Below are 21995 nucleotides of genomic sequence, written 5' to 3'. Positions count from 1 at the left end.
GCTCCCTGCAGGTCCCGCCGCGCGCCCGGTGACGTGCCGGAACGGCCCCTCTGCAGGGTCCCCGCCGCGAGCGTGCGAGCGGTGGGGGGCAGAGGGGTCCTTCCTCAGTTCAGCGTGGCGGTGAGCTCGACCGCGTCGCTGGTGACGCTGGTGCACTCCAGTGCCAGCGGCCCGGCGGTGACGCTCTCCCCCTGCCCGCAGGACACGCTCGCGCCTCCGACGCTGATCTGGGCCCGGCCGTCCTGCACGCTGCCCAGGGTCAACGTGGTGCCCAGGACCTCGACCTCGGAGCCCTGCCCGTCCAGCGTCACGGTGCACGACGACGCGCTGCACGACAGGTTGTCCGAGGTGAACGAGCAGCCGGTCAAGGGCGCGAGGGTGAGCCCTCCGGCGAGCAGTCCGGCGGCCAGGCGGGCGGTGCGCGTCGTCGGGACCATGCCGGCGAGCGTAGGCGGCAGCGGTCAGCCCGTCGGGGAGGCGGGCGCCCCGCCGTCGCCCGGGTCGGCCGCGCCACTGGCGGCCTCCGGCACGACGGTGCGCGCGATCATCGCCTCGGTCTCGCCGAGCCCGCCCAGCGTGATGTCGTCGTAGGCGACCAGCGTCCCGGTGTCCGGGTCGAGGTAGAGCACCGTGCAGGTCAGCGGTTCGGGGTACTCACCCTGCAGGCCGCGCAGGCCGGCGCCGCCGGTGGAGCCCTGCACCATGAGCAGCGTCCCGTCGTCGAGGGTCTCGACCGCGCGCTCGTGGGTGTGCCCGGCCAGCACCAGCGGCACGACGCCGTCCAGCGGGGGTGCCTGCTTCGGGTCGTGCACGATCGCGATCGCCGGGGGCTCGGGCAACGCCTCGGCGGCGTCGGCGAGGTCCTCGCCGGTCTGCGCCAGCGGCTCGGTGTCGCCGGTGGCGTCCTTGTCGGGCGTGAAGCGCGGGTCCGGCGCCCCGACGACGGTGATGCCGGCGACCGTCGTCGCCGTGTCGTCGAGCACCGTGGCGTTGGGCTGGGAGGCGACCAGCCCCGCGGTGACCGCGGAGTCGTGGTTGCCGCGGATGTAGACGTAGGGGACGCCGAGCTGCCCCACGCGGCTGATCAGCTGGTTCTCCGGCTCGCTGCCCCAGTCGGTGATGTCCCCGGTGTCGAGCACGCCGTCGACGGCGAACTGGTCGACCACCTGCGCCACCAGGTCGAAGCCGGCCGGGTTGAGGTGCAGGTCGGACACGTGCAGGAGGGCGACGGTGTCGGTGGGGCCGCCCGGGGCCGGGAGCGCCGAGAGCGCCGAGTAGAGCGTGCCGACGTTGGTGACGAGCTCCTCGAGCGAGGCCCGGTAGGCGTCGAACCGGGCCACGATGTCCTCGGCGCTGCCGATGAGGCTGGTCGCGTTGACCAGCAGGCCGGTGTAGGTCGGCTGCGAGAGCGCCTCGGGCCGCCAGGTGGCCGCGCCCAGCCCGGCGGTGCCGGCGAGCAGGACGACGGAGACGCCGGCCGCGAGCAGCGGCTCGGGCCAGCGCCGGAAGACGACCAGCGAGGTGAGGACGGCGCCACCGAGGCCGGCCGCGGCCGTCGTCCACGCCAGCCGGACGACGGCGGCCTGCAGGTCGTCGCTCACCCGGTCGACCAGGCCGTCGAGCTGGGCGGGGTCGGCCACCAGCGCCTGGACGCGCGCCTCGTCGACGCGGCGCAGCTGGACGTCGAGACCCAGCGGGCCGTCGTAGGCGTCGACGGCGAGGGCGCCCAGCGGCGGCACCTCCACGGTGGCGCCGCCGCCGGTGGGCGTGAGGGCGAGGGATGCGTCGAAGGGGCCGATCGGCGCCTCGACGCGGCCGAGCAGCAGGATGCCGAGGACCGCGCCGGCGACCGCGACGAGCAGCCGCGCGGACCACCGGGCGGTGGTCCGCGCCCACCTGCGCCGATGGCCGGCGGCCGGTGGCGGCGTCGGCTCGTCCATCCCGCCGAGGCTAGCGGCGGCCGAGGGGGCGCGCGGGGCTGCCAGAGGGCGGGCGCCGGCGTCCTCCCTCACCGCCGCGCGTCCTCCCCGACGGTGCACGGGCAGGGAGGACGCGCTCGGATCAGGTCACCTGATCGTGGCGGGAGGTGCTGGTCAGGCGACGAGCTTCGCCGTCACCTCGGCCAGGCGGCGGCCCTGGTAGCGGGCGGCGGCGAGCTCCGCCTCGGTCGCGGTGGCGGACTTGCCGCCGGAGGCGTTGGAGACGCCGTAGGGGTTGCCGCCGGCCTCGAACAGCAGCGGGTCGGTGTAGCCGGGCGGCACGATGACGGCGCCGAAGTGTGAGAAGACGTTGAACAGCGTGAGGATCGTCGACTCGTTGCCGCCGTGGGCGTTCTGCGCGCTGGTGAAGGCGGTGGCGCCCTTGTTCGCGAGCTTGCCGGTGAACCACAGCCCGCCGAGGGTGTCGATGAACTGCTTCATCTGCGCGGCGGGTGTGCCGAAGCGGGTCGGTGTCCCCAGGGCGTAGCCGTCGGCCCACTCCATGTCGGCCGGGGTGGCCTCCTGGACCTCGTCGGCGGTGGCGTCGACGTGGGCACGCCACAGCGGGTTGGAGTCGATGGCCTCCTGCGGGGCGAGCTCCTCGACCCGGCGCAGGCGCACCTCGGCGCCGGCCTCCGCGGCGCCCTCGGCGAGGGCGGCGGCCAGCTGGTGCACGTTGCCGGTGGACGAGTAGTAGATGACGGCGATCTTGGTCATAGTCGATCGGCTCCCTGTTCGTGGGTGGTCAAGTGGTTTTGCGTTCAACCAACAGGGACCAGTGCGACGCTCTTCCCGGAGGCGCACACGGCGAGTCAGGCGTGGTGGGGGCGGAACACCCAGCGCAGCGCCAGGAACCGCAGGGTGCCGATCGTGGCCGTGACGGCGGCGATCAGCAGGATCTCGGTGACGACGGCGGGCTCGGCGACGACCTCGTTGAGCCAGCGCAGCGCCAGGCTGGTGGCGACCATGCCGGCGACGCACAGGGCGCCACCCTCCCACTGCGCGGCGAACCAGCCGACCCGCTCGCCGGCGCGGAAGGTCAGCCGCCGGTGCAACTCGTTGGCCAGCACCGAGGACAGCGCCGCGCCGACCAGGTTGGCCGGGACCTCGCCCAGCCCCCGCAGCAGCACGAACAGCAGGCCGTAGACCGCGCTGGAGAACCCGCCGACGAGGACGAACCGCGCGAACTGGCCCACACCGCCGTCGGACCGCAGCAGGGCGGCGAGGTCGCCGACCAGGTCGGCGACCGCCACGGGGCGGTGCAGCGACGGGCAGGTCACGTCTTCTCCTCGGTGTGCACGGTGTTGTTGTCGACCTTGCCACTGACAGTTCCCGGTGGACGAGCGCAATACGCGCCGGGGACTGCGGTGGCGGTGTGTGATCGCCCACGAGCGAGGCGGCGTGACCGTCGGCGACGGTGTCCCGTGCGCGCCGCCGACTGCCCGGTATCGACGGGCCGCGGCGGGGTAGTGGCCCGCGCATGAGCCTGATGGGGATCCTCGACCGACTCGCGGACGTGAGCAGCTTCGACAAGGCCATCGAGCCGGCCCGCAAGGCCGTGCTCGCGGTGCTCAGGGGATCGGTCAAGGACGCCCTGCACGGCACCTGGCTCGGCCATCCGCTGCACCCGGTGCTGGTGCAGATCCCCGTCGGCAGTTGGGCCTCGGCCGGCCTGCTCGACGCCATCCCCCCGCTGCGGCCGGCCGCCACGGTGCTCATCGGCACCGGCGTCGCCGTCTCGGTGCCCGCCGCCATGGCCGGCGCGGCCGACTGGTCGGAGCAGGAGATCGGCGTCCGCCGGCTGGGGGCGCTGCACGCGGTGTCCAACGTGGCCGCGCTCGGGCTCTACGTCGGCTCGCTGGTCGCCCGGGCCCGGGGGCGGGACACGCTCGGTCGCGTCCTGTCCTACTCCGGGCTGGGCATCGCGACCGGCTCGGCCGCGATCGGCGGGCACATGTCCTACGCGCAGTCCTCGGGCGCCTCGCACGCCGCGACGGCGGCCCGCGCGCTGACGTCGGACTGGATCGACCTCGGCCCGCTCGACGACCTCCCCGAGGGGCGGCCGGCGCTCCGCACCGGGAGCGGCAGCGGCGTGGCGGCGCCGCTGGCCGCGGTCCGCCGGGGCGCCCGGGTCGACGTCTTCGTCGGGGCCTGCTCGCACCTGGCCGGCCCGCTGTACGAGGGCAGCGTCGAGGAGGTGCGCGGGCACACCTGCCTGGTCTGCCCGTGGCACGACTCGGCGTTCGACCTGGAGAACGGGGAGCCGCGGCGCGGTCCGGCGGCCAACCCGCAGGAGAAGCTCGAGGTCCGCATGGAGGCCGGGCGGGTCATGGCGCGGCTGCCCAGCCGGCACCAGTAGGGGCGCCGCCCGCCTACGCTGCCGCGGCATGCGGCGGACGGTGGTGGGGTTGGCCGTCCTCCTGTGCGCCGCGTGCTCGGGGGACGGCAGCGCCCCGTCGTCCGCGGTGCCGTCGTCTGCGTCGTCCTCGTCCGTCCCGCTGCCCGCCGGCCCGTCCGTGCCCGCCGTCCCCGGCATCGAGGCAGAGGTGCGGCAGTGGCGCACCGACGAGGCGGTCGGTGGGCAGGTGCAGGTGACGGTCACCGACACCGGGGCCCAGCCGTTCACGGTCACCTCCGTGGCGATCGAGTCGGCCGGCTTCGCCCCCGTGCCGGACCGGCCGGTGCAGGTCGAGTTCCCGCCCGGACGCCGCTTCGACCTGCCCACGCAGTACGGCGAGGTGGTCTGCGACCGCGCCGCGGAGCCGGCGGCCGCGCGGCTGACCGTCGTCCGCCCCGACGGCGGGAGCGAGCAGCTGCGGGTCCCACTCGCCGCCGAGGTGCTCGGCCGGATCCACACCGAGGAGTGCGCGGTGCGGGCCGTGCTGGCCGTCGCGGACGTCGCCGTGAGCGGGTTGGCGCTCGACGGCGAGGCGGCGACCGGGTCGGTCGTCCTCACCCGCGCCGGGGACGACGACCGGGCGGTGGAGGTGGTGCGCCTGGGCCGCAACGTGGTCTACGGCGTGGGCGTGGACCTGCCGGCGACGCTCGCGGCGGGGGAGCGCCGCCTGGAGGTGCCGGTGGAGTTCACGTCGGCGTCCTGCGACCCGCACGTGCTGGCCGAGACCAAGCAGCCCTACGTCTTCCCGATGGCGGTGCGCGTGGGCGACGACGACCAGGTGCCGGTGGACCTGCCGCTGGACCAGGCGCAGCGGGACGTGCTCGCCGCGCTGGTCGACCGCGTCTGCGACTGAGCCCCCTACGAGGACCGGTCCGACCGTCCCGGGGGGATCGGGACGGCCGGACCGGAGTCGGGCGGCGCGGGCGGTCGTCCTCCGCGCCGGCGATGACGCTACGTAGCGGGCTTCCGCTGCCGCGATCCCCTGAACGGGTAGTACCCGTCCGGGGAGGGTGGCGGCCGTCACGCAGGGTTGTGCCCAATGGTCCGAGGGCACCCCCCGTCGGTGTTCTTCCTCTTCTCCAGCCGCCTCGGCTGCCTCGGCAGCCTGCTGGTCTCCGCCCTGCTGACGCTGGTCCTGCTGATCGCCTTCGACGTGCTCTGAGCCGCCCGCGCGGCGCGGGTCCCCACGACCGGGCCGGCCGTACCTCCTGGGGAACGGCCGGGGTGCGGTGACCGCACGCGCCGGACGTCAGCGGCGTCGGGTCCGCTCTCGATCCGCCGGTCGACGCCGGCCGCGTGGTCCACCCGGAGCGGACACCCTCCGGTGAGCGGGCGCGGGCGACGAGGGGATCGCCGCGTCGGGGCTCACCGTGCACGTGGGCGACTGGTCGGGCCGCGCGCCGTGGTGCGCACGCGGCTCGCCAGGGACCCGTTCATCCCTTCGGGTGGTCTCGCGGGGAACCGCTGCGTCCGTGGGCCCCGACTCCCGAAGAGATGGCGTGAGTGACACGGGCCCGGGGCCGCGCGCAGGCGTCCAGGAACGGCGGCAGAGCGGACGGCTCTACGGCCGGACCGCGACGGAGGTCACCGGAGCGGTCCAGGGCGGGGAGGACCGGGTCCGCTACCGCGACGCCCTCACCGCCCGGCAACGGCGCGGTGTCCTGGGGCTGGGCTGGTTCCACGTCGTCCTCGCCCTCGCGCTGGCCGGCTACCTGCTGCTCCCGGCCAACCTCCCCCGACTCGGCGGCGGGGTCCTGGTCGACGCCCTGTCCGTGGCCGGTCTGGTCGTGATGGTGGTGCTGCAGCTGATCGCCGGGCTGCGCACCTGGACGGTCACCTACCACGCGGGGCAGGCACGCGACCCGATCCCCATGCGGCCACGGCCGGGGCTGCGCGTCGCCGTCCTGACCACCATCGTGCCCGGGAAGGAACCGCTGGAGCTGGTCATGGCCACCCTGCGTGCGATGACCCGGATCCGCCACGACGGACTCCTGGACGTGTGGCTGCTCGACGAGGGGGACGACCCGGAGGTCCGCCGACGCTGCGCCGAGCTCGGCGTGCGGCACTTCAGCCGGAAGGGGCGGCCGGAGTGGAACCAGCCGAGCGGGCCGTTCCGGGCGAGGACCAAGCACGGCAACCACAACGCCTGGCGCAGCCGGCACGAGCACCTGTACGACGTCGTGGCCCAGATGGACCCCGACCACGTGCCGTTCCCGAACTTCCTCGAGCGCACCCTGGGCTACTTCTCCGACCCGGACGTGGCCTTCGTGGTCGCACCGCAGGTCTACGGCAACCTGACCGAGTCCTTCGTCGCCCGTGGCGCGGCGGAGCTCGCCTACCTCTTCCACGGCATCATCCAGCGCGGCGGCAACGGTCACGACGCCCCGCTGCTGATCGGGACCAACCACCTCTACCGGCCGGCCGCCTTCGCGCAGATCGGCGGGTACCAGGACTGCATCATCGAGGACCACCTCACGTCGATGATCGTCTACACGGCGGTGAACGAGGCGACCGGACGCAACTGGAAGGGCGTCTACACGCCCGACATCGTGGCGGTCGGGGAGGGGCCGGCCACCTACTCGGACTTCTTCAGCCAGCAGAAGCGCTGGGCCTACGGCGTCTGGGAGATCGCCCGCCAGCACTCCCCGCACGTCTTCCCGCGGATGCGGACCGGGCAGCAGCGGCTGTCCTTCTTCGCCCTGCAGACGCACTACCCGACGACGGCCGTCGTCTGGGTGGGCGGCATCGCGCTCTCGGTCCTGTACCTGGTGGGCGGTGTGACGGTGACCCACCTGCCGGTGCTGCAGTGGTCGGTGCTGTTCGGCGCCAACCTCCTGGCCGGGCTGCTCTTCTCCTTCTGCATGCGGCGCTTCAACCTGGTGGAGCACGAACGCACCTCCTGGGGCCTGGCGGGGATGCTGCTCGACCTGGTCACCGCACCGGTCTACGTCGCCGCGGCCGCCGCCCAGCTGGCCGGACGACCGCTGGTGTACGTGGTGACCGCGAAGGGCAGCGCCGCCACCGGGGACACGTGGCGGACCTTCCGCCCGCACCTGCTGTGGCTGGCGGTGGCGGCGGTCGCACTGCTCGCCGGCCCGCTGCTGCACCACGACTACCCGGCGCTCTACGTGTGGGCCGGCCTCACGGCCCTCCTCTGCGCGCTCCCCCTGCTGCACGTCGGGTCCGGCCGCGTCGGGCAGGCGGTGCGCCTGGTCCGGATCCGCCCGGTCCTCCGCCACCGCCGGATCGGCGAGGTCCTCGTCGCGCAGGGCGCGCTCAGCAACGCCCAGCTCCGGGACCTGCTCGACCTGCAGGCGACCAGCGACGCCGCCTGGATGCGGCTCGGTGACCTGGCCGTCGCCGAGGGCCACATCACCTCGGCGCAACTCGAGGCAGCCCTGGGCGTGCCGAGCCGTCTCCCGGTCACCGACCTGCAACCGGCCTGACCGGGAGCCGACCCGGTCGGCTGGTCAGGCCGGGGGAGCTGCGGCGCCAGGCGGCCCGGCCCCCGTCGTCACCGCTCGGGGCGCCCGCCGGCACGGCGACGGCGCGCTGGCCTCGCAGCGGGCGGCAGGCGCCACGGACGACCCACGCGTCGTCCCGTGGGGCGTCCGATCGGTCCTGCACCCGCCGGGCCGCGGGCGGCGGATCAGGCCGAGCGCCTGGCCGAGTCCGACAGGCAGCGGGCGGCCCTGCAAGAGCAGTTGGAGGCACACAACCGGACCATCGCGGAGGCGGAACGGCAGTCCGGTGAGGCGGAGACGGACCGGGAGAATCTCGCCGGAACCGTCGCCTTCGGGGAAGCACTCGCCGACCCGGACCAGGAGTCCCTGGCGGACCTCCTCGAGCAGCTGCAGACCCTGCTTGCGGACCTCACCGACATGCACGGGGCCGCTGGAGCTGACAGCCCGGCGGATGAACCACCCTTCCTCCGCCGGGCAAGGAATGGCCCTACGCGCGCGGCGGAGACGTGTGGACCCTGTCCCGCGCCCGCGAGTCGCTGGTCACCTACGACGGTCACCTGTCGCTGGACGAGGTGTTGCCGGCCCCCGTCGCTGCTCGTCTGATCGACTCGTTCCTCGAGATCCGACCGCAGGGCGGCCGCGTGTGGGTGGACGAGGACGGCGATGCGACGACGTACGTCGACGGAGTGCTCACCTACCTGGGGCGGCTGACTGACGACTCGGCCCAAGCGGGGGCCGACGATCCGCCGATCGGGACCCCCTACTCGCCTGCCGGCGAGCGTTACTCGGTCAGCACGTTGGGCATTCTGCGGCTCGCCGACAGCGCCTATCTGGACAGGCAGATCGACAGCGCCCCGGCGCGAGTGGTGCTTGAGCGGTTGTTGGCGGTGCGGCCGAGTGGCGGCCGGTTCCGGGTCGACTCGACCGGCGCGGTCACCACTCACCTCGGCGGGGACTGGGTGTTCGCCGGGGGGGTGCGCGCGGAGGAGTGGTTCCCGGGGGACGTCACCGGCCAGTGACGCAGGCGCGACTGGGCGCCTGTGACGCGGCCGGCACACCGGCTGGGGCACCGGTGCGGTGTGGCCCCGCCGTGTTCAGGCGGGGCCACACGGTCGCAGCGGTCACGCCGCCGCAGAGGAGCCGGTGTGCCGGCGGGTTGAGGGCGCCACAGGCGGCACCCGGAGGTCCGGGGGTCGGTGGCGGTGTGAACCCGCGCGGCGTCGATGGCCGCCCAGGCGGCGTGCTGCTCGACCCAGGTGTCCGGGAACAGAGTGCGCAGACGGGCCTCGGTGGCCTCGACGGCCAGCCACAGCAGGTCGGCGCCGATCTGGTTGTGGGCGGTGTGCTCGGCGGCGGTGGCAGGTGGTCGCGGCGGTGCATCAATTGCAGGCGCAGGACCCGGCGGGCCGGGCCTTCGACGTGCATCCAGGCGTTGGGATACGGGCGGGGTCGGCCTCGGCGTCGAGCCGCTCGAGGCCGCCGACGTGGTCGAGTAGCGCCGGCCCCTGCGGGCGAGGGGGCCGGCGCCCGGGGTCGGCGCGCTAGCCTCGGACCGGGCTGCAGACGCTCCCAGTTCCATCACGCGTTGTCTCTTGCGTCTGGAGGGTTTTCTGCACCTGCCGGGCCTCTAGCTCAACTGGCAGAGCAGCGGACTTTTAATCCGCGGGTTGTGGGTTCGATCCCCACGGGGCCCACCGTGAATGCGCAGGTCAGTGCCGAGCATCGAGTGAGTCGACCTCGTCCGTCTGCCGCACGGTCCGCAGTGAGTCCGCACGAGCGCGAGTCACCGCCTCGTCGAGGCGGTCGGCGACGGCGTTCAGGTCGTCATCGAACGAGCCCGAGTACACGTCCAGGGTCATCGCCGCCGAGGCGTGTCCGAGGAGCCGCTGGACCGCCTTGACGTTCGCGCCGGCAGAGACCGCCAGGCTGGCAGCCGTGTGGCGGAGTTCGTGAGGGGTCAGGCCGTCGAGTCCGGCCCGTCGGGCAGCCTCGTCGAAGACGAGCTTCCGGAAGTTGCCGATCCGGAGGACGGCTCCTCCGGGCGAAGTGAAGAGCAGCTCAGCACGACCAAGGCGATGCCGTACAGGACCAGGGCGACGGTAGTCACCGAAGCTGCTCCCGAGGCGTAATGGCCAGGGTCTGCGGCGCGGCCGGCGCCGGTGAGCAGCAGGCGTCGGTGCAGCCGTTGCCGCACCCGCAGCCGTCGGCCGCCTCGTGCCCGTCGGCGCCCGGGCCTGGAGCGCAGCAGCCCTCGCCACGCCAAGCCTGGACGCCCTCCCGGACCGCGACGGCGGCAATCACCAGTCCGGCGACCGGATCGGCCCAGCTCCAGCCGAGAGTGGCGTTGAGCACCAGGCCCAGCAGCAGGACGGCGCTGAGGTAGGTGCACAGCAGGGTCTGAGTGGAGTCGGCGACCACGGCGTTGCTGCCCAGGGCTCGGCCGGTGCGGCGCTGGGCCCAGGACAGGAACGGCATGACGATCAGCGAGGCGACCGCCAGTCCGATTCCGACCGGGGAGGAGTCCGGGTCGCTGCCGGTGAGCAGGGCGCGAGCCGACTCGACGGTGACGTAGGCGGCCAGGGCGAAGAAGGAGAACGCCATCAGTCGCAACGCCTGCTGCTCCCGGCTCTCGGGCAGCCGGTGGCGGAACTGCCAGAGGATGATCAGGCCGCTGGAGACCTCCACGACGGAGTCCAGGCCGAAGCCGACGAGGGCCACGGAGCCGGCCACCACGCCCGCGGAGATGGCGATGACGGCCTCGATGACGTTGTAGGTGACGCTGGCGCCGGCGAGCAGCTGCGCGCGGCGGCCGAGGCGCGCCCGCTCGGCGGCAGTGGGTGCAGGGTGGGTGTGAGTGGCGCTCACCGCTGCGCCGCCGAGCCGTAGGTCGGGCAGAGGACGACCGCGTCGCCGGTCGCGGCGAGCAGCCGCTCGGCCGCGGCGAGGACCTCGAGCACCTGCGCGGGTGCGGTCAGCGACCACAGCGATGCCCGCCCCTGGGGACGGGACGTCGCGACGCCGCAGTCCCTCAGGCAGGCGAGCGCCGCGCTCACCGACGACTGGGCCAGTCCGAGGTGGGCGGTGAGGTCGACCACCCGGTGCTCGCCGAGCAGCAGGTGACGGATGATCGACAGCCGCGTCGGGTCCCCGAGGCTGCGGAACAGGCAGGCGGCCGCCGACAGCGCCGCGGCCTCGTCGACGGGCGCCGCGTCTCCCGCGGCGACCTCGACCGCGTCGCCACCTCCGACGCTGGGGATGGACTCAGCGTCGACCTCCATCATCGTCATGCGCCGATGATAGTGATGAGGTCCGGAGGAGAGGCACGTGCGGATGAGGGGTGATCGAGCTGAGATGGCGACGGCCGGACCGCTCGAGGCGGCGTCACCCGGCGCCGGCGGAGGCGGGGATCCCGGTCATCCGAGGTGGCGCTCGGCCCGGGCCACGACGACGGCGTCCGCCGTGGACCAATCATGCCGGACCATGACGGGGCCCCGATGGCGCGGCGGGCGGTGGCGGTGAGCGTCGAGGACAACAAGCGGCTGGTCGCCCGCGCGATCACCGAGGTCATCAACGGCGGGAACCTGGATGCGGTCGACGAGCTGTACGCGCCGTCGATCGCCGCCGCGGCCCGAGAGTGGGTCACGCCGTTCCGGGCGGCCTTCCCCGACGTGCGGATGGAGACCGTCGCGTTGGTCGGCGAGGGCGACACCGTCGTCGGTCAGTTCCGCTGCTCGGGCACCCACACCGGGCCCTGGATGGGCCGTCCGCCCACTGGCCGCGCCTTCCGCGACGTACGCGAGGTGTACTGGTTCACCGTCCGCGGCGGCCGCATCGTCGACTGGTGGGGCCTGGAGGACGACGACGACCGCCGCCGGCAGCTGGGCCGGCGGCCCGCATCGTCCTGACCGGGCTCCATCGGTCTCCGGTGTGCTGCCCGGCACGGGGCCGCGGCGGGCTACGCCGAGCGCGGCGCATACATGATCACGGCGACGCCGACGAGGCAGATGAGCGCGCCGATGACGTCATGGCGGTCCGGCCGAAACCCGTCGGCGACCATCCCCCAGGCCAGGCTGCCGGCGACGAAGACGCCGCCGTAGGCGGCGAGGATCCGCCCGAAGTCGGCACGGCTGCAGGGTCGCGACGAACCCGTACGCGCCGAGAGCGACCACACCCAGCCCGATCCACAGCCATCCCCGGTGCTCGCGCACACCGTGCCAGACCAGCCAGGCGCCGCCGATCTCGGCGACCGCGGCCACCACCAACAGCAGGATCGACCGGACGACCGTCATGTCGGCAGCGTCTCAGTGGCCAACGCGGCGCCGGTGATCGATGTCTGTGCCACGCCTCGGATCGGGCCGGGGAGCGTTGGGTCACCAGTGGCGGGACGGGCTGGGACGCGGCGTCTCGCCTGCATTCGCGAAGCGCCCTACGCGGCCATGATCAGTCGCGGGAGGGTGCGGCCCGGTAGGCGCCGGCCACGCCGCGCTCGCCCGCCGGGCGGTGCGCACGGGCCTGCTCGAGCTTCTCCTGACGACGGGCGAACAGAACCGTCCCGACGAGGAAGAGCCCGGAGAGGATGAGCACGACGGCGGTGAACGCGTTCACGAAGGGCAGGTCCACCCCCACCAGGGCGAGCACGCCGAGCACGATCAGCACCGAGGCGGCCAGCGCCGCCCCGGCGGCACGCAGGGGGCTCTTGGCGACCTCCTCGACGCCCTCCTGTGCCTTGTCCTTGGCATAGTCCAGCGGCTTCTTGGCCCAGGTGAAGCGTGTCGCCAGCACGGCCAGGCCGGCCGCGACGAGCACGAACCCCGGACCTGGCAGGACGAGTAGCGCGATGCCGGCCAGCGTCAGCAGGCCGCCGAGAATAGCGATCACCGTGGTTTTCACCGCTGGGTTGTGCCCAATCCATTACGTCGTCATGCGGCTGGCCGCCGAGCGCACCGCCGGCAGCCACCCCTACCTGGTGACGGTCGAGAACACCGCGGCCGTCCGCGAGGGGATCGGTCCCGACGCCGTCGTCGTTCCGGAACTCGGGGTAGTGCTCAGCAACGACCGGGTGGCGGGGCGTGACATGGCCCGCACGGCCCTTGCGCCGTATCTCGGACTGCCCAATTACACCAACAACTGGCTGCGCTCCGGGTTCACCGAGGATGATCTGGCCGACGGCGGCAGCGACCGGCTGATCGACGCCCTCGTCGCCATCGGCGACGTCGAGGAGATCGGTCGCCGGGTGCAGGAGCACCGCGACGCCGGCGCCGACCACGTCGCCTTCCAGGTGCTCGGCCCGCGGCCGCACGCGGCCGAGGTCTTCCGGGACCTCGCGGCCCTGACGGCTGCCCCTTGACGCGACCGCACGACGGCTGAGCTGGGACAGATGGGCGAGCAGCCGTCGCGCGACCGAGCGCAGGGTGGCGGCAGGGCCGGAGGGCAGGGCGGTCCGAGGTCAGGTGCCGACGTACTCCGCGAGGTGCTGCCCGGTCAGCGTGGAGCGGTCCGCCACCAGCTCGGCCGGCGTCCACTCGAACACGAGGCGCCCGCCGTCGTGCCCGGCGCGCCCGGCCCAGGTCGATGATCCAGTCGTCGTGGGCCATGACGGCGGGGCCCCTCCCGTGAGGGCGGAGGGTGCGAAGGGCCCCCGATGTGGTCGCGGTGTGGTCGTGCACTGCCCGTCAGCGGGGCCGCAGGAGCGGCACCGTGCGGCAACGTGTGCGGCCCTCACCTGCAGGGACGGCATCATGCGGTACCGCCCGTCACGCCCTGGTCGGGACTCTCGATCCGCGGGTTGTGGGTTCGATCCCCACGGGGCCCACCGCGCTGACCCGGCACCCCGACCGTGTTCGGGTCGTCGGATGATGGCGGCGTCCACGCGACGTGCGGAGGGCGTGACGCTCGAGGTCCCGGCCCCGGACCGTCGGCGGGGGCGCCGGGGCAGAACCGCTCCGCCGCCGGCCTTCAGCGGTCGGCGCAGCCCCGGCGCCAATACCCCATGAACGCCACCGCGTCGCGGGGGACGCCGAGGTCGCGGACCAGCGACCTGCGCAGCTGCGCCACCATGCCGGCCTCACCGGCCAGCCAGACGTACCCGCTGGAGTCCCCGACCTGATCGGGGACGTCCCACAGCACCGCCCCGTCGACGTCCCCTGGTTCCTGACCCGGCGTCGCAGAGCCGATCCGCATCTCGGCGAGCGCCTTCCGCACCGCCGGTACGAGTCGATCGCCGTGCGCACGTCCGTCGCGGGGTAGCCACCGGACGGTCACCGCACCCGTCGACGCGAGCGCCTGGACGTCGGCGGCGGTGGGCACCTCCAGCAGTGCCGTCACGGTGCGGGACGCCGGATCCAACGCCTCCAGGATGGCGGACACGGCCGGGACCGCCGTCTCGTCCCCGGCGAGGAGCAACGAGCGCGCGGTCGACGGAGGAGCCCACTCGCAGCCCCAGGCCCGCCCGCTACCCGGGCGATCCGGGCCGAGCAGCACGACCGGGTCGCCGGGCACGGCGCCGGCGGCCCACCGGCAGCCAGGGCCGGCCTGCCCGTCAGCCAGCCCGTGCAGGACCACGTCGAGGTCCAGTTCGGCTCGTTCGGGGCGAGCCGTCCGGACCGTGTACGTGCGCAGGTACGGACGCCGGCCGGCCGGGAGTGCCCCGTGACGGGTGAGCCAGTGTCCGGTCGAGCGCAGGAGCTGCTCGAGACCGGAGCCGGTTGCGTCGTCCTCGTGCGGCAGGAGGAGTTTGATCCGCTGGTCGTCCCCGGCGAACCCGAAACCGGTCAGCTCCTCACCGGTGAGGGTCAGTCGGACGACATCGGCTCCGACGCGGCGGACGCCGGCGACACGGGCCCTGAAGAACCGCCACTGCGGCACGGCCGACGACCGCACCGTCACCTCGGCCACGGTGGCCGGGTCGGAGGTCTCCCCGTTCCCTCCAGGCCGGAGGGGCACCACTCGTCGGCCCGCCATATAGGTGAGGCTAACCTCACCTCGACATGCCGGTGGGACCGCCCCGGCAACGGAGGCCGGTCTGCTGCCCGCAGGTGCGGCGTCGGGCTCCGCGGGACCGAGCGCTCGGGCGACCGTGCCGGAGCGCCGTCGTGCCGGTGATGCCGGCGGAGGGAGGGACGGGCATGGACCGGAGCGGTCGTCCGAGGTCGCGCGGTGCGGCTCTCGGGCTGGGTCTGGCCGTGGTGCTGGCCGGCTGTGGCGGAGCGGGCGAGACCGAGGCGGAGGACGGCGCGACGCCGGAGGAGGGCCGGACGGTCGTCCACGCACTCGGGGAGACCGAGATCAAGGGCACGCCCGAGCGGGTCGTCGTCCTGGACACCGGAGAGCTCGACGCGGTGCTGGCTCTCGGCGTGACGCCGGTGGGTGCCGTCCGGACCGACGTCAGCGACGCGCTGCCGGCCTACATCGAGGACGCCGGGGTCGACCCCGCCGACATCGACAACGTGGGCACCATCCAGGAGCCCGACCTCGAGGCCATCGCGGTACTGGAGCCCGACGTCATCCTCACCAACAGGGTCCGCCACGAGGACATCCACGACCAGCTCTCGGCCATCGCCCCCACCGTGTACGCCGAGGCCGTCGGCGAGACGTGGAAGGAGAACCTGCAGCTGGCGGCGGAGGCGCTCGGTCGCGCCGAACGGGCCGAGGAGCTGCTCGCGGAGTACGAGGAGCGGGCCGCCGAGGTGGGGGAACCGTTCGGGGACCCCGCCGCGACCCAGGTGAGCATCGCCCGCTTCCTCGACGGGAGCGCGGTGCGCCTCTACGGCGAGGGCTCGTTCATCGGCTCCGTCCTCGCTGACGTCGGATTCGCCCGACCGGCGGCCCAGCAGACCAGCGAGACCTTCGTCGAGGTCAGCCCCGAGCAGATCAGCCAGGCCGACGCCGACGTGGTCTTCTACGCCGCGTACGGACAGGACGGCGTGACCGCGGCCGACCAGATCACCTCCGGCCAGCTCTGGCAGGGCATGTCCGCCGTCCAGCAGGGCCGCGCCCACGAGGTCAGCGACGACCGCTGGTTCCTCGCGATCGGCCCGCTCGGCGCCCAGCTGGTCCTCGACGACCTCGAGGACATCGCCGAGCGGCAGGGCTGAGTCCCTCCGGTCCGGGCCGGGTCGTCCGGCCCGGACCGGGAGGACCCACGCGGCCGCGGGGGATCCGGTCGGTGCCGGCGTCGTCGCGTTCGACCTCCAGGCCTCCGGGTCCCGCTCCGGGTCGGTGTGGTCAACCGGCGAGGGCCGTGGCGAACAGCGAGTCGGCGTTGTCCAGGGCGTACCGGATGCCCGGTGCCGAGCCGCTGGAGAAGGCGCTGACCAGCGTCTCGTCGTCCAGGACCACGGCGTGGCCCTGCTGCACGGAGCCCAGTGTCGGCCACAGCGGATGGCCGGTGATCTCGGCGGCGTCGACGAAGATCGGGAAGACCACGGTGAGCGGAGCGTCGAGGAGGCCCACCTGCTCGTCGCTCAGGGGCACGAAGAAGTTCTCCCCGGCCAAATCCTGGACGGCCGGCTTGTTGACGAAGCCCAGTTGCTCCATGAGGTCGACGCGCGCATCCCCGCGCACGTACGCGCCGAAGCCCTCCGACGTGTAGGCGCCGACAGCGACCTCGGTGCCGTCGAACTCCGGGTGTGCGGCGGCGGTGTCGGCGAACTCCTGCTCGACGTCCGCGCGCACCTGCGCGGCCTCCTCGTCGCGGCCCAGCGCCTCACCGACCATCTCCAGCTGCTGCTGCCACGTGGTCTGGTACGGCCCCACGCCGTCGGGCTGGCCGATGGTGGGCGCGATCTGGCTCAGGGAGTCGTAGCGCTCCTGGCTCGCGTCGGAGCGGGTGTCGAGGATGAGGTCCGGTTCCAGGGCGGCGATCGCCTCGAGGCTGGGCTCGAGCGTCTCGATGATCTCCGGCGCCTCGTCGTACGACCCCGCGGCCCACGGGCCCACCCCCTCGCCGCCGAACCCCAGCCAGTCGCTGGCCGCGACCGGCTGCACCCCCAGGGCCAGCGCGGTCTCGGCGTCGCCCCAGCCCAGGGCGACGACGCGAGCGGGTTCCTCCTCGATCGTCACCTCCTCGAAGGCGGTCGCCACGGTCACCGGGAAGGCGTCGGAGACGCCGCCGGCCTCGGGAGCGGTGTCCTCGTCCTCGTCCGCGCCGCAACCGGCGAGGACGAGTGCGGTGGTCAGCAGCGCAGCACAGGTGGTGGTTCGGGACACGGAGCCTCCCGGCGTAAGGTTAGGAAAGGCTCACCTAACCACGTGCCGTCCTGTGGTCCTCCGCGTGGGCGGGTGAGCCCGCCGGCGCCCGAGGGGCTCCCGGCGCCCCTCGGCTCAGCGCAGCCTGCGGACCGGCACCACCATCGGCGTCCCGGCCACCGGGTCGGGGACGACCCGGGCCTCCAGGTCGAACACCTCGGCCAGCAGGGGCTCGGTGAGGACCTCCGCCGGCGTTCCCGAGGCGACCAGCACGCCGTCCTTCATCGCGACCAGCCGCTGCGCGTAGCGCGCGGCGAGGTTGAGGTCGTGCAGCACGACGACGACGGTGCGCCTCCGCTCGGTGTGCAGCCGGGCGACCAGCTCGAGCACGTCGATCTGGTGGGACAGGTCCAGGTAGGTCGTCGGTTCGTCCAGCAGCAGCAGGTCGGTGCCCTGGGCCAGCGCCATGGAGATCCACGCCCGCTGCCGCTGGCCGCCGGAGAGCTGGTCGACCGGCCGGTGGGCGAGTGCGGTCATGTCCGTCCACGCCAGCGCCTCGGTCACGGCGGCCTCGTCGCCCCGCGACCACTGCCGCAGCCAGGTCTGGTGCGGGTGACGGCCGCGGGCGACCAGGTCGGTGACGGTGAGTCCCTCGGGAGCCATCGGCGTCTGCGGGAGCAGGCCGAGCACCTGGGCGACCTCGCGGGTGGGGATGCGAGCGATCGCGCGCCCGTCCAGCAGCACTCGGCCGGAGGTGGGACGCAGCAGCCGGCCGAGCGCACGCAGCAGGGTGGACTTGCCGCAGCCGTTGGGACCGACGATCGCGGTGAACGACCCCTCGGTGAGCTCCAGGTCCAGCCCGTCGACGACCACGTGCCCGCCGTAGGCGAGCCGTACCCGCTCGGCGGCGAGGCGGACCGCTCCGGTCCGGGAGGGGGAGGTCGTCGCGAGGTGCGCTGTCACAGCGTGGATCGCCTTCCGCGGACGAGGAGCCAGAGCAGGTAGGGAGCGCCCACGACCGCCGTGAGGATGCCGACGGGCAGGGCCTGCGGCAGGACGGTGCGGGTGAGCAGGTCGGCGGTGAGCACCAGGGCGGCGCCGAGCAGGCCGGAGGCCAGCAGCGGCGGCCGCGACCCGCCGGTGAGCCGGACGGCGATCTGCGGCACGACCAGGGCGACGAACGCGATCGGTCCGGCAGCGGCCACCGTCGTGGCGGTGAGCCCGACGGCGACGAGGACGACGGCCGCCTGCGCCCTGGCCAGCCGCACGCCGAGCCCCCGGGCGGTGTCGTCGCCGAACTGCAGCACGCCGAGCACGCGGCTGGTCGCCAGCGCCAGGGGCACCAGGACGAGCAGCGAGAGGGCCAGCGGGACGGCGTGGTCCCAGGTGCGGGCGTTGAGCGAGCCGGTGATCCACACGTACGCCGCCGCGGCGTCGTGGATCTCGGCACGGGTGAGCAGCCAGTCGGTGAGCGCGGCCGCCACCGCCCACAGCGCGATGCCGATGAGCACCAGCCGGTAGCCGTCGATGCCCGCCCGCCAGGTGAGCGCGAACAGCAGCGCGCCGGTGAGGAGCGCCCCGGCGAGCGCGGCGAGCGGGACGCCCACGCCGCTGAGGAACACGCCGGTCGAGGAGGTCCCGCTGAGCACGATCGCGGCGACCGCACCGGCCGAGGCGCCCTGGGTGATGCCGAGGACGTCAGGTGAGGCCAGCGGGTTGCGGGCGAAGGTCTGGAACAGGGCCCCGGCGATCCCGAGCGCCAGCCCCACGAGCAGGCCGACGACGATCCGGGGCGCCCGGAGGTCCAGGATGACGAGCTGCTGGCTGCGCTCCCCCAGGCCGGCCAGCGTGCGCAGGACGTCCCCGACGCCGATGGGGTAGTCGCCCCGGCCGAGGCCGACCGCGCCGACCAGGACCACGACGGCCGCGGCGGCGACCGGCACCAGCAGCTGGCGCCTGCGGACCCGGCCGGACACCGGGCCGACGCGCACGCCCGTCGCGTCACGGGCGGCGGGGGCCGGACGTTGCGCAGCCGCGGTCGTCACGGGGCGGCCAGCTCCCGTCGGCGGACGAGGGCGATGAAGAACGGCGCGCCCAGCAGGGCCAGGACGATGCCGACCTGCACCTCACCGGGGCGGGCGACCACCCGGCCGACGACGTCGGCCACCAGCAGCAGGCTCGCCCCGACCAGGCCCGAGCAGGGGACGAGCCAGCGGTGGTCGGGGCCGGTGACCGCGCGGACGGCGTGCGGCACGACCAGCCCGACGAACGCGATCGGCCCGCAGGCGGCGGTCGCGGCCCCGCAGAGGAGGGTGACCGCGGCGAGACCGGTCAGGCGGGCCAGCCACACCCGCTGACCCAGACCGCGGGCGACGTCCTCGCCCAGTCCGAGCAGGTCCAGGGCGGGGGCGTTGAGCAGGGCGAGCACCAGGCCGGCGGCGATGAACGGGGCGACCTGCCAGGCGACGTCGGCCCCGCGGCCGGCGAGCGCGCCGACCACCCAGAAACGGAAGCTGTCCAGGCTCTGGGCGTCGCTGACCAGGATCGCCCTGACCAGCGCGTAGAACAGCGCGCTGAGGGCGGCGCCGGCGAGGGCCAGCGTGACCGGGCCGGCGCCGCCACGACCGACGGAGCCGAGCAGGAACACCAGGACGGTGCCCACGAGGGCACCGGTGAAGGCGAACCAGACGTAGCCGGCCGGACTGCCGACGCCGAGCAGCCAGATGGCCAGGACGACGGCGAGCGAGGCGCCGGCGGTGACGCCGAGGAGGCCCGGGTCGCCCAGCGGGTTCCGGGTGTGGCCCTGGGTCAGCGCGCCGGCGACGCCGAGTGCGAGGCCCACCATCACGCCGAGGACCGTCCGTGGCAGCCGCAGCTCCCGGACGATGATCGTCTCCTCGGTCTGCAGCGAGGCGGTGAGCGCCTGCCAGACCGTGCCGATGCCGATGGAGCGCGTACCGACGGTGAGGCTCAGCGCGGCGGTCGCGACGACGACGGCCAGCAGGACCGCCAGCCCCAGCCAGCGGGCAGTGCGGCTGCGCAGCAGGCCGCCCCGCGGGGGCCGCCGGGTCGCCGGAGCGCCTGCCGGGGGTCCCGCAGGCCCGGCGGTGCGCGACGGCGCATCGGTCGGGTGCGCCATGCGGCGGCTCCTGGGGACGGCTGGCGGGGCTTGGTGAGCCTCACCTTACTTCGCCGACGTGCTGGGGATCGGGCGGCGGCCCGATGAGTTCGGCGTCCGCTGTCGGTCAGGACTGCATGAGCGTCGCGACCCCGGCGATCCGGCTGGACATGACCGTGTCCCTCGACGGCTTCGTCGTCGGGCCGCGGGACAGCACGGAGGAGCCGATGGGCGTCGGCGGGTTCCGGCTGTTCAACTGGCTGGACTCCCGCTCCGACCCGGGACCGAACGGCCAGGTGGTCGCCGAGTCGGCCGCGACCCGGGCGGTCATCTCGGGCCGCCGCACCTACGAGCACGCGAACCGCTGGAACGGGGACCACCACGACGGCGTCCCGGTCCTCGTGCTCACCCACCACGTGCCGGAGGAGCCTCCGCCGGGCAGCGTCCGCTACGTGACCGACGTCCACGCCTGCGCCGCGCAGGCCCGCGCCGCCGCCGGAGACGCCGACGTGCTGGTCCTGGGCGCCGGGGCCGCCCAGGCGCTGCTCCGGGCCGGCGAGCTCGACGAGATGGAACTGCACGTCGTACCCGTCCTCCTCGGGCAGGGACGGCGGCTGTTCGACCACCTGCCCGCCGAGCGGATCGAACTCGAGCTGATCCGCGAGCTGGACGCCGCAGGGACCGACCCCGCCCACCGGGTCCTGCACCTCCGCTACCGCGTCCAGCGGTCGTCGCCCACCCCGGACGCAGGAGGGAACGGATGAGGACCCTGCACGTCGGCCTCCGGGTCGCCGATCCCGAGCGGGCGGTCGCTTTCTACACGGCCGTCGGCTACGAGGTGGTCGGACGGGTGCCGGAGTCCCCGGCCGGGCAGCTGACGATGCTGAAGCTGCCCGACGACGACGTGGTCAGCGTCGAGCTCGTCTTCGACCCCGGCGAGGCCGGCAGGGAGGCGGGCTCCGGCCTCAGCCACCTCGTCGTCTCGGTGGAGTCGATGGACGCGACGGTCACCGACCTCAGGACGAAAGGCATCGAGGTCGCCGAGCCCGGGTCGCCCGACGGTTCCGCGGACTTCCTGACCACCTGGGTCACCGACCCCGACGGCAACCGGATCGAGCTGGTCCAGTGGCCCGCCGGCCATCCCGACGGTCTCACCGCGGCCGACTGGTCGTGACGGCACCGCAGCTGCCGTCGCCTGCCCGCGGGCGCCCACCCGCGGCCGACGACGATCCGGGCCCGGGAGACGCCCGACGCGAGTAGCGTCGGGCGGGACGCCGGGGCGATCCGGCATCGACGGCGCGTCACACAGTCGGCGTTCCTGCAGACGGTCCCCACGTCGGGGCCCGCAGCCGAGGTCATCCCCGGGTGACCGAACCGGAGGCCGCGGCGTGGCCAGCAACCGCAACCCCCCTTCCCCCAGCACCACCGAGGCGCTGGAGCGCCTGGGCCGGTTGTCCCTGCGCGACCTGTCGATGGAGGGCCTGCTGCAGACCGTCGCCGACCTCACCGGGACGGTGGTGCGGGGCCGCACGGAGACGTCGGTGACGCTGCTCGTGGAGGGCAGGCCGAGCACGGTGGCCTCCACCGGCCGACTGGCACCGAGCTGGACGAGACGCAGTACGACCGCGGCCACGGCCCCTGCCTGCACAGCGCCCGCACCGGCGAGCTGACCGAGATCACCGACACCCGCACCGACAGCCGCTGGCCGGACTACACACCGCGTGCGGTCGAGCGCGGCGCCCTGAGCTCCCTGTCCGTCCCGCTGGCGGTCGACGACGAGCAGGTCACCGGCGCGCTCGACATCTACGCCCGCGAGCCGCACGCCTTCGACGAGGACAGCCGCTCGGCGG

At 74.2% G+C, this 21995-nt stretch carries 25 protein-coding genes, 1 tRNA gene and 2 pseudogenes; 13 read left to right on the top strand and 15 right to left on the bottom strand.

The genetic code is table 11. The annotated features are described in order from the left end of the window. Window positions 1–104: 104 nt before the first annotated feature. The 4 genes from ACWIZO_RS04665 to ACWIZO_RS04650 all read right to left on the bottom strand — a co-directional run bounded on the left by ACWIZO_RS04665 (window position 105) and on the right by ACWIZO_RS04650 (window position 3259). Window positions 105–437 (bottom strand): hypothetical protein, encoded by a 333-nt coding sequence (locus tag ACWIZO_RS04665; protein WP_448641352.1) that lies wholly within the window; start codon window positions 435–437, stop codon window positions 105–107. Between the two features lie 24 nt (window positions 438–461). After that, complete coding sequence (locus tag ACWIZO_RS04660; protein WP_448641351.1) at window positions 462–1940, bottom strand: metallophosphoesterase family protein; 1479 nt, start codon at window positions 1938–1940, stop codon at window positions 462–464. A gap of 153 nt (window positions 1941–2093) precedes the next feature. Beyond that, the gene (gene wrbA / locus ACWIZO_RS04655) at window positions 2094–2696 is read right to left on the bottom strand and encodes an NAD(P)H:quinone oxidoreductase (RefSeq protein WP_448641350.1); all 603 of its coding nucleotides are present in this window, start codon (window positions 2694–2696) and stop codon (window positions 2094–2096) included. Window positions 2697–2791: 95 nt separating this feature from the next. Continuing rightward, window positions 2792–3259 carry a GtrA family protein gene (locus ACWIZO_RS04650; RefSeq protein WP_448641349.1) on the bottom strand — a complete coding sequence of 156 codons (468 nt, stop codon included), beginning with the start codon at window positions 3257–3259 and terminating at the stop codon, window positions 2792–2794. A 236-nt stretch (window positions 3260–3495) separates the two neighbouring features. On the opposite strand from ACWIZO_RS04650, the gene ACWIZO_RS04645 reads away from it, so the two are divergent. The 6 genes from ACWIZO_RS04645 (at window position 3496) to ACWIZO_RS04620 (ending at window position 9535) form a co-directional block, all read left to right on the top strand. Continuing rightward, the gene (locus tag ACWIZO_RS04645; protein ID WP_448641348.1) at window positions 3496–4338 is read left to right on the top strand and encodes a DUF2231 domain-containing protein; all 843 of its coding nucleotides are present in this window, start codon (window positions 3496–3498) and stop codon (window positions 4336–4338) included. A 28-nt stretch (window positions 4339–4366) separates the two neighbouring features. Further along, window positions 4367–5230, top strand: a complete 864-nt coding sequence (locus ACWIZO_RS04640; RefSeq protein ID WP_448641347.1) for a hypothetical protein — start codon at window positions 4367–4369, stop codon at window positions 5228–5230. Window positions 5231–5416: 186 nt separating this feature from the next. Continuing rightward, complete coding sequence (locus tag ACWIZO_RS04635) at window positions 5417–5539, top strand: hypothetical protein (protein ID WP_448641346.1); 123 nt, start codon at window positions 5417–5419, stop codon at window positions 5537–5539. Between the two features lie 337 nt (window positions 5540–5876). Further along, window positions 5877–7823, top strand: a complete 1947-nt coding sequence (locus ACWIZO_RS04630; protein WP_448641345.1) for a glycosyltransferase family 2 protein — start codon at window positions 5877–5879, stop codon at window positions 7821–7823. 524 nt (window positions 7824–8347) lie between these two features. Next, a complete protein-coding gene (locus ACWIZO_RS04625) occupies window positions 8348–8860 on the top strand; it encodes a hypothetical protein (RefSeq protein ID WP_448641344.1) in 513 nt (170 codons plus the stop codon). A gap of 602 nt (window positions 8861–9462) precedes the next feature. Beyond that, window positions 9463–9535, top strand: a tRNA-Lys gene (locus ACWIZO_RS04620). A gap of 15 nt (window positions 9536–9550) precedes the next feature. Here ACWIZO_RS04620 and ACWIZO_RS04615 read toward each other — a convergent pair. From ACWIZO_RS04615 to ACWIZO_RS04605, 3 genes are all read right to left on the bottom strand, one after another. After that, window positions 9551–9802 carry a tyrosine-type recombinase/integrase gene (locus ACWIZO_RS04615; protein ID WP_448642919.1) on the bottom strand — a complete coding sequence of 84 codons (252 nt, stop codon included), beginning with the start codon at window positions 9800–9802 and terminating at the stop codon, window positions 9551–9553. A gap of 142 nt (window positions 9803–9944) precedes the next feature. After that, window positions 9945–10706 (bottom strand): cation diffusion facilitator family transporter, encoded by a 762-nt coding sequence (locus ACWIZO_RS04610; RefSeq protein ID WP_448641343.1) that lies wholly within the window; start codon window positions 10704–10706, stop codon window positions 9945–9947. After that, complete coding sequence (locus tag ACWIZO_RS04605) at window positions 10703–11128, bottom strand: ArsR/SmtB family transcription factor (protein WP_448641342.1); 426 nt, start codon at window positions 11126–11128, stop codon at window positions 10703–10705. The genes ACWIZO_RS04610 and ACWIZO_RS04605 overlap by 4 nt, the downstream gene beginning before the upstream one ends. A gap of 183 nt (window positions 11129–11311) precedes the next feature. Here ACWIZO_RS04605 and ACWIZO_RS04600 point away from each other — a divergent pair, with 183 nt between their 5' ends. After that, entirely contained in the window at window positions 11312–11746 is a 435-nt protein-coding gene (locus ACWIZO_RS04600) for an ester cyclase (protein ID WP_448641341.1), read from the top strand. Between the two features lie 50 nt (window positions 11747–11796). Here ACWIZO_RS04600 and ACWIZO_RS04595 read toward each other — a convergent pair whose 3' ends face one another. The 3 genes and pseudogenes from ACWIZO_RS04595 to ACWIZO_RS04585 form a co-directional block, all read right to left on the bottom strand. Further along, entirely contained in the window at window positions 11797–12012 is a 216-nt protein-coding gene (locus ACWIZO_RS04595) for a YnfA family protein (protein ID WP_448641340.1), read from the bottom strand. Window positions 12013–12028: 16 nt separating this feature from the next. After that, window positions 12029–12130 (bottom strand): annotated as a pseudogene (locus ACWIZO_RS04590) (YnfA family protein); the annotation flags it as partial. Window positions 12131–12281: 151 nt separating this feature from the next. After that, window positions 12282–12731, bottom strand: a complete 450-nt coding sequence (locus tag ACWIZO_RS04585) for a PGPGW domain-containing protein (RefSeq protein ID WP_448641339.1) — start codon at window positions 12729–12731, stop codon at window positions 12282–12284. A gap of 31 nt (window positions 12732–12762) precedes the next feature. Between ACWIZO_RS04585 and ACWIZO_RS04580 the strand changes: the two genes are divergently transcribed. Continuing rightward, window positions 12763–13188, top strand: a complete 426-nt coding sequence (locus ACWIZO_RS04580) for a hypothetical protein (RefSeq protein WP_448641338.1) — start codon at window positions 12763–12765, stop codon at window positions 13186–13188. A gap of 608 nt (window positions 13189–13796) precedes the next feature. Here the strand turns inward: ACWIZO_RS04580 and ACWIZO_RS04575 are convergent. After that, on the bottom strand, window positions 13797–14726 hold the full coding sequence (locus ACWIZO_RS04575) for a siderophore-interacting protein (protein WP_448641337.1): 930 nt from the start codon (window positions 14724–14726) through the stop codon (window positions 13797–13799). Between the two features lie 239 nt (window positions 14727–14965). Between ACWIZO_RS04575 and ACWIZO_RS04570 the strand changes: the two genes are divergently transcribed. Then, window positions 14966–15934, top strand: coding sequence for an ABC transporter substrate-binding protein (locus ACWIZO_RS04570; protein ID WP_448641336.1), 969 nt, complete (start codon window positions 14966–14968; stop codon window positions 15932–15934). A 130-nt stretch (window positions 15935–16064) separates the two neighbouring features. Here ACWIZO_RS04570 and ACWIZO_RS04565 read toward each other — a convergent pair whose 3' ends face one another. The 4 genes from ACWIZO_RS04565 to ACWIZO_RS04550 all read right to left on the bottom strand — a co-directional run bounded on the left by ACWIZO_RS04565 (window position 16065) and on the right by ACWIZO_RS04550 (window position 20166). Beyond that, entirely contained in the window at window positions 16065–17048 is a 984-nt protein-coding gene (locus ACWIZO_RS04565) for an iron-siderophore ABC transporter substrate-binding protein (protein ID WP_448641335.1), read from the bottom strand. A 114-nt stretch (window positions 17049–17162) separates the two neighbouring features. Then, window positions 17163–17990: an ABC transporter ATP-binding protein gene (locus ACWIZO_RS04560; RefSeq protein ID WP_448641334.1), complete on the bottom strand. Its 828-nt coding sequence runs from the start codon at window positions 17988–17990 to the stop codon at window positions 17163–17165. Continuing rightward, a complete protein-coding gene (locus ACWIZO_RS04555) occupies window positions 17987–19018 on the bottom strand; it encodes a FecCD family ABC transporter permease (protein WP_448641333.1) in 1032 nt (343 codons plus the stop codon). The genes ACWIZO_RS04560 and ACWIZO_RS04555 overlap by 4 nt, the downstream gene beginning before the upstream one ends. Window positions 19019–19068: 50 nt before the next feature. Continuing rightward, the gene (locus tag ACWIZO_RS04550; protein ID WP_448641332.1) at window positions 19069–20166 is read right to left on the bottom strand and encodes a FecCD family ABC transporter permease; all 1098 of its coding nucleotides are present in this window, start codon (window positions 20164–20166) and stop codon (window positions 19069–19071) included. 116 nt (window positions 20167–20282) lie between these two features. On the opposite strand from ACWIZO_RS04550, the gene ACWIZO_RS04545 reads away from it, so the two are divergent. From ACWIZO_RS04545 to ACWIZO_RS04530, 4 genes and pseudogenes are all read left to right on the top strand, one after another. Beyond that, complete coding sequence (locus tag ACWIZO_RS04545; RefSeq protein WP_448641331.1) at window positions 20283–20909, top strand: dihydrofolate reductase family protein; 627 nt, start codon at window positions 20283–20285, stop codon at window positions 20907–20909. Next, the gene (locus tag ACWIZO_RS04540; protein ID WP_448641330.1) at window positions 20906–21319 is read left to right on the top strand and encodes a VOC family protein; all 414 of its coding nucleotides are present in this window, start codon (window positions 20906–20908) and stop codon (window positions 21317–21319) included. Before ACWIZO_RS04545 ends, ACWIZO_RS04540 begins: the two co-directional genes overlap by 4 nt. A 214-nt stretch (window positions 21320–21533) precedes the next feature. Beyond that, window positions 21534–21815, top strand: coding sequence for a hypothetical protein (locus ACWIZO_RS04535; RefSeq protein WP_448641329.1), 282 nt, complete (start codon window positions 21534–21536; stop codon window positions 21813–21815). Then, window positions 21749–21967, top strand: a pseudogene (locus ACWIZO_RS04530) (GAF domain-containing protein); the annotation flags it as partial. The gene ACWIZO_RS04535 and the pseudogene ACWIZO_RS04530, both read left to right, overlap by 67 nt. Window positions 21968–21995 lie beyond the last annotated feature (28 nt).

It is taken from the genome of Geodermatophilus sp. URMC 63, from assembly GCF_053502565.1.
This window is presented reverse-complemented; position numbering and strand designations above follow the sequence as displayed.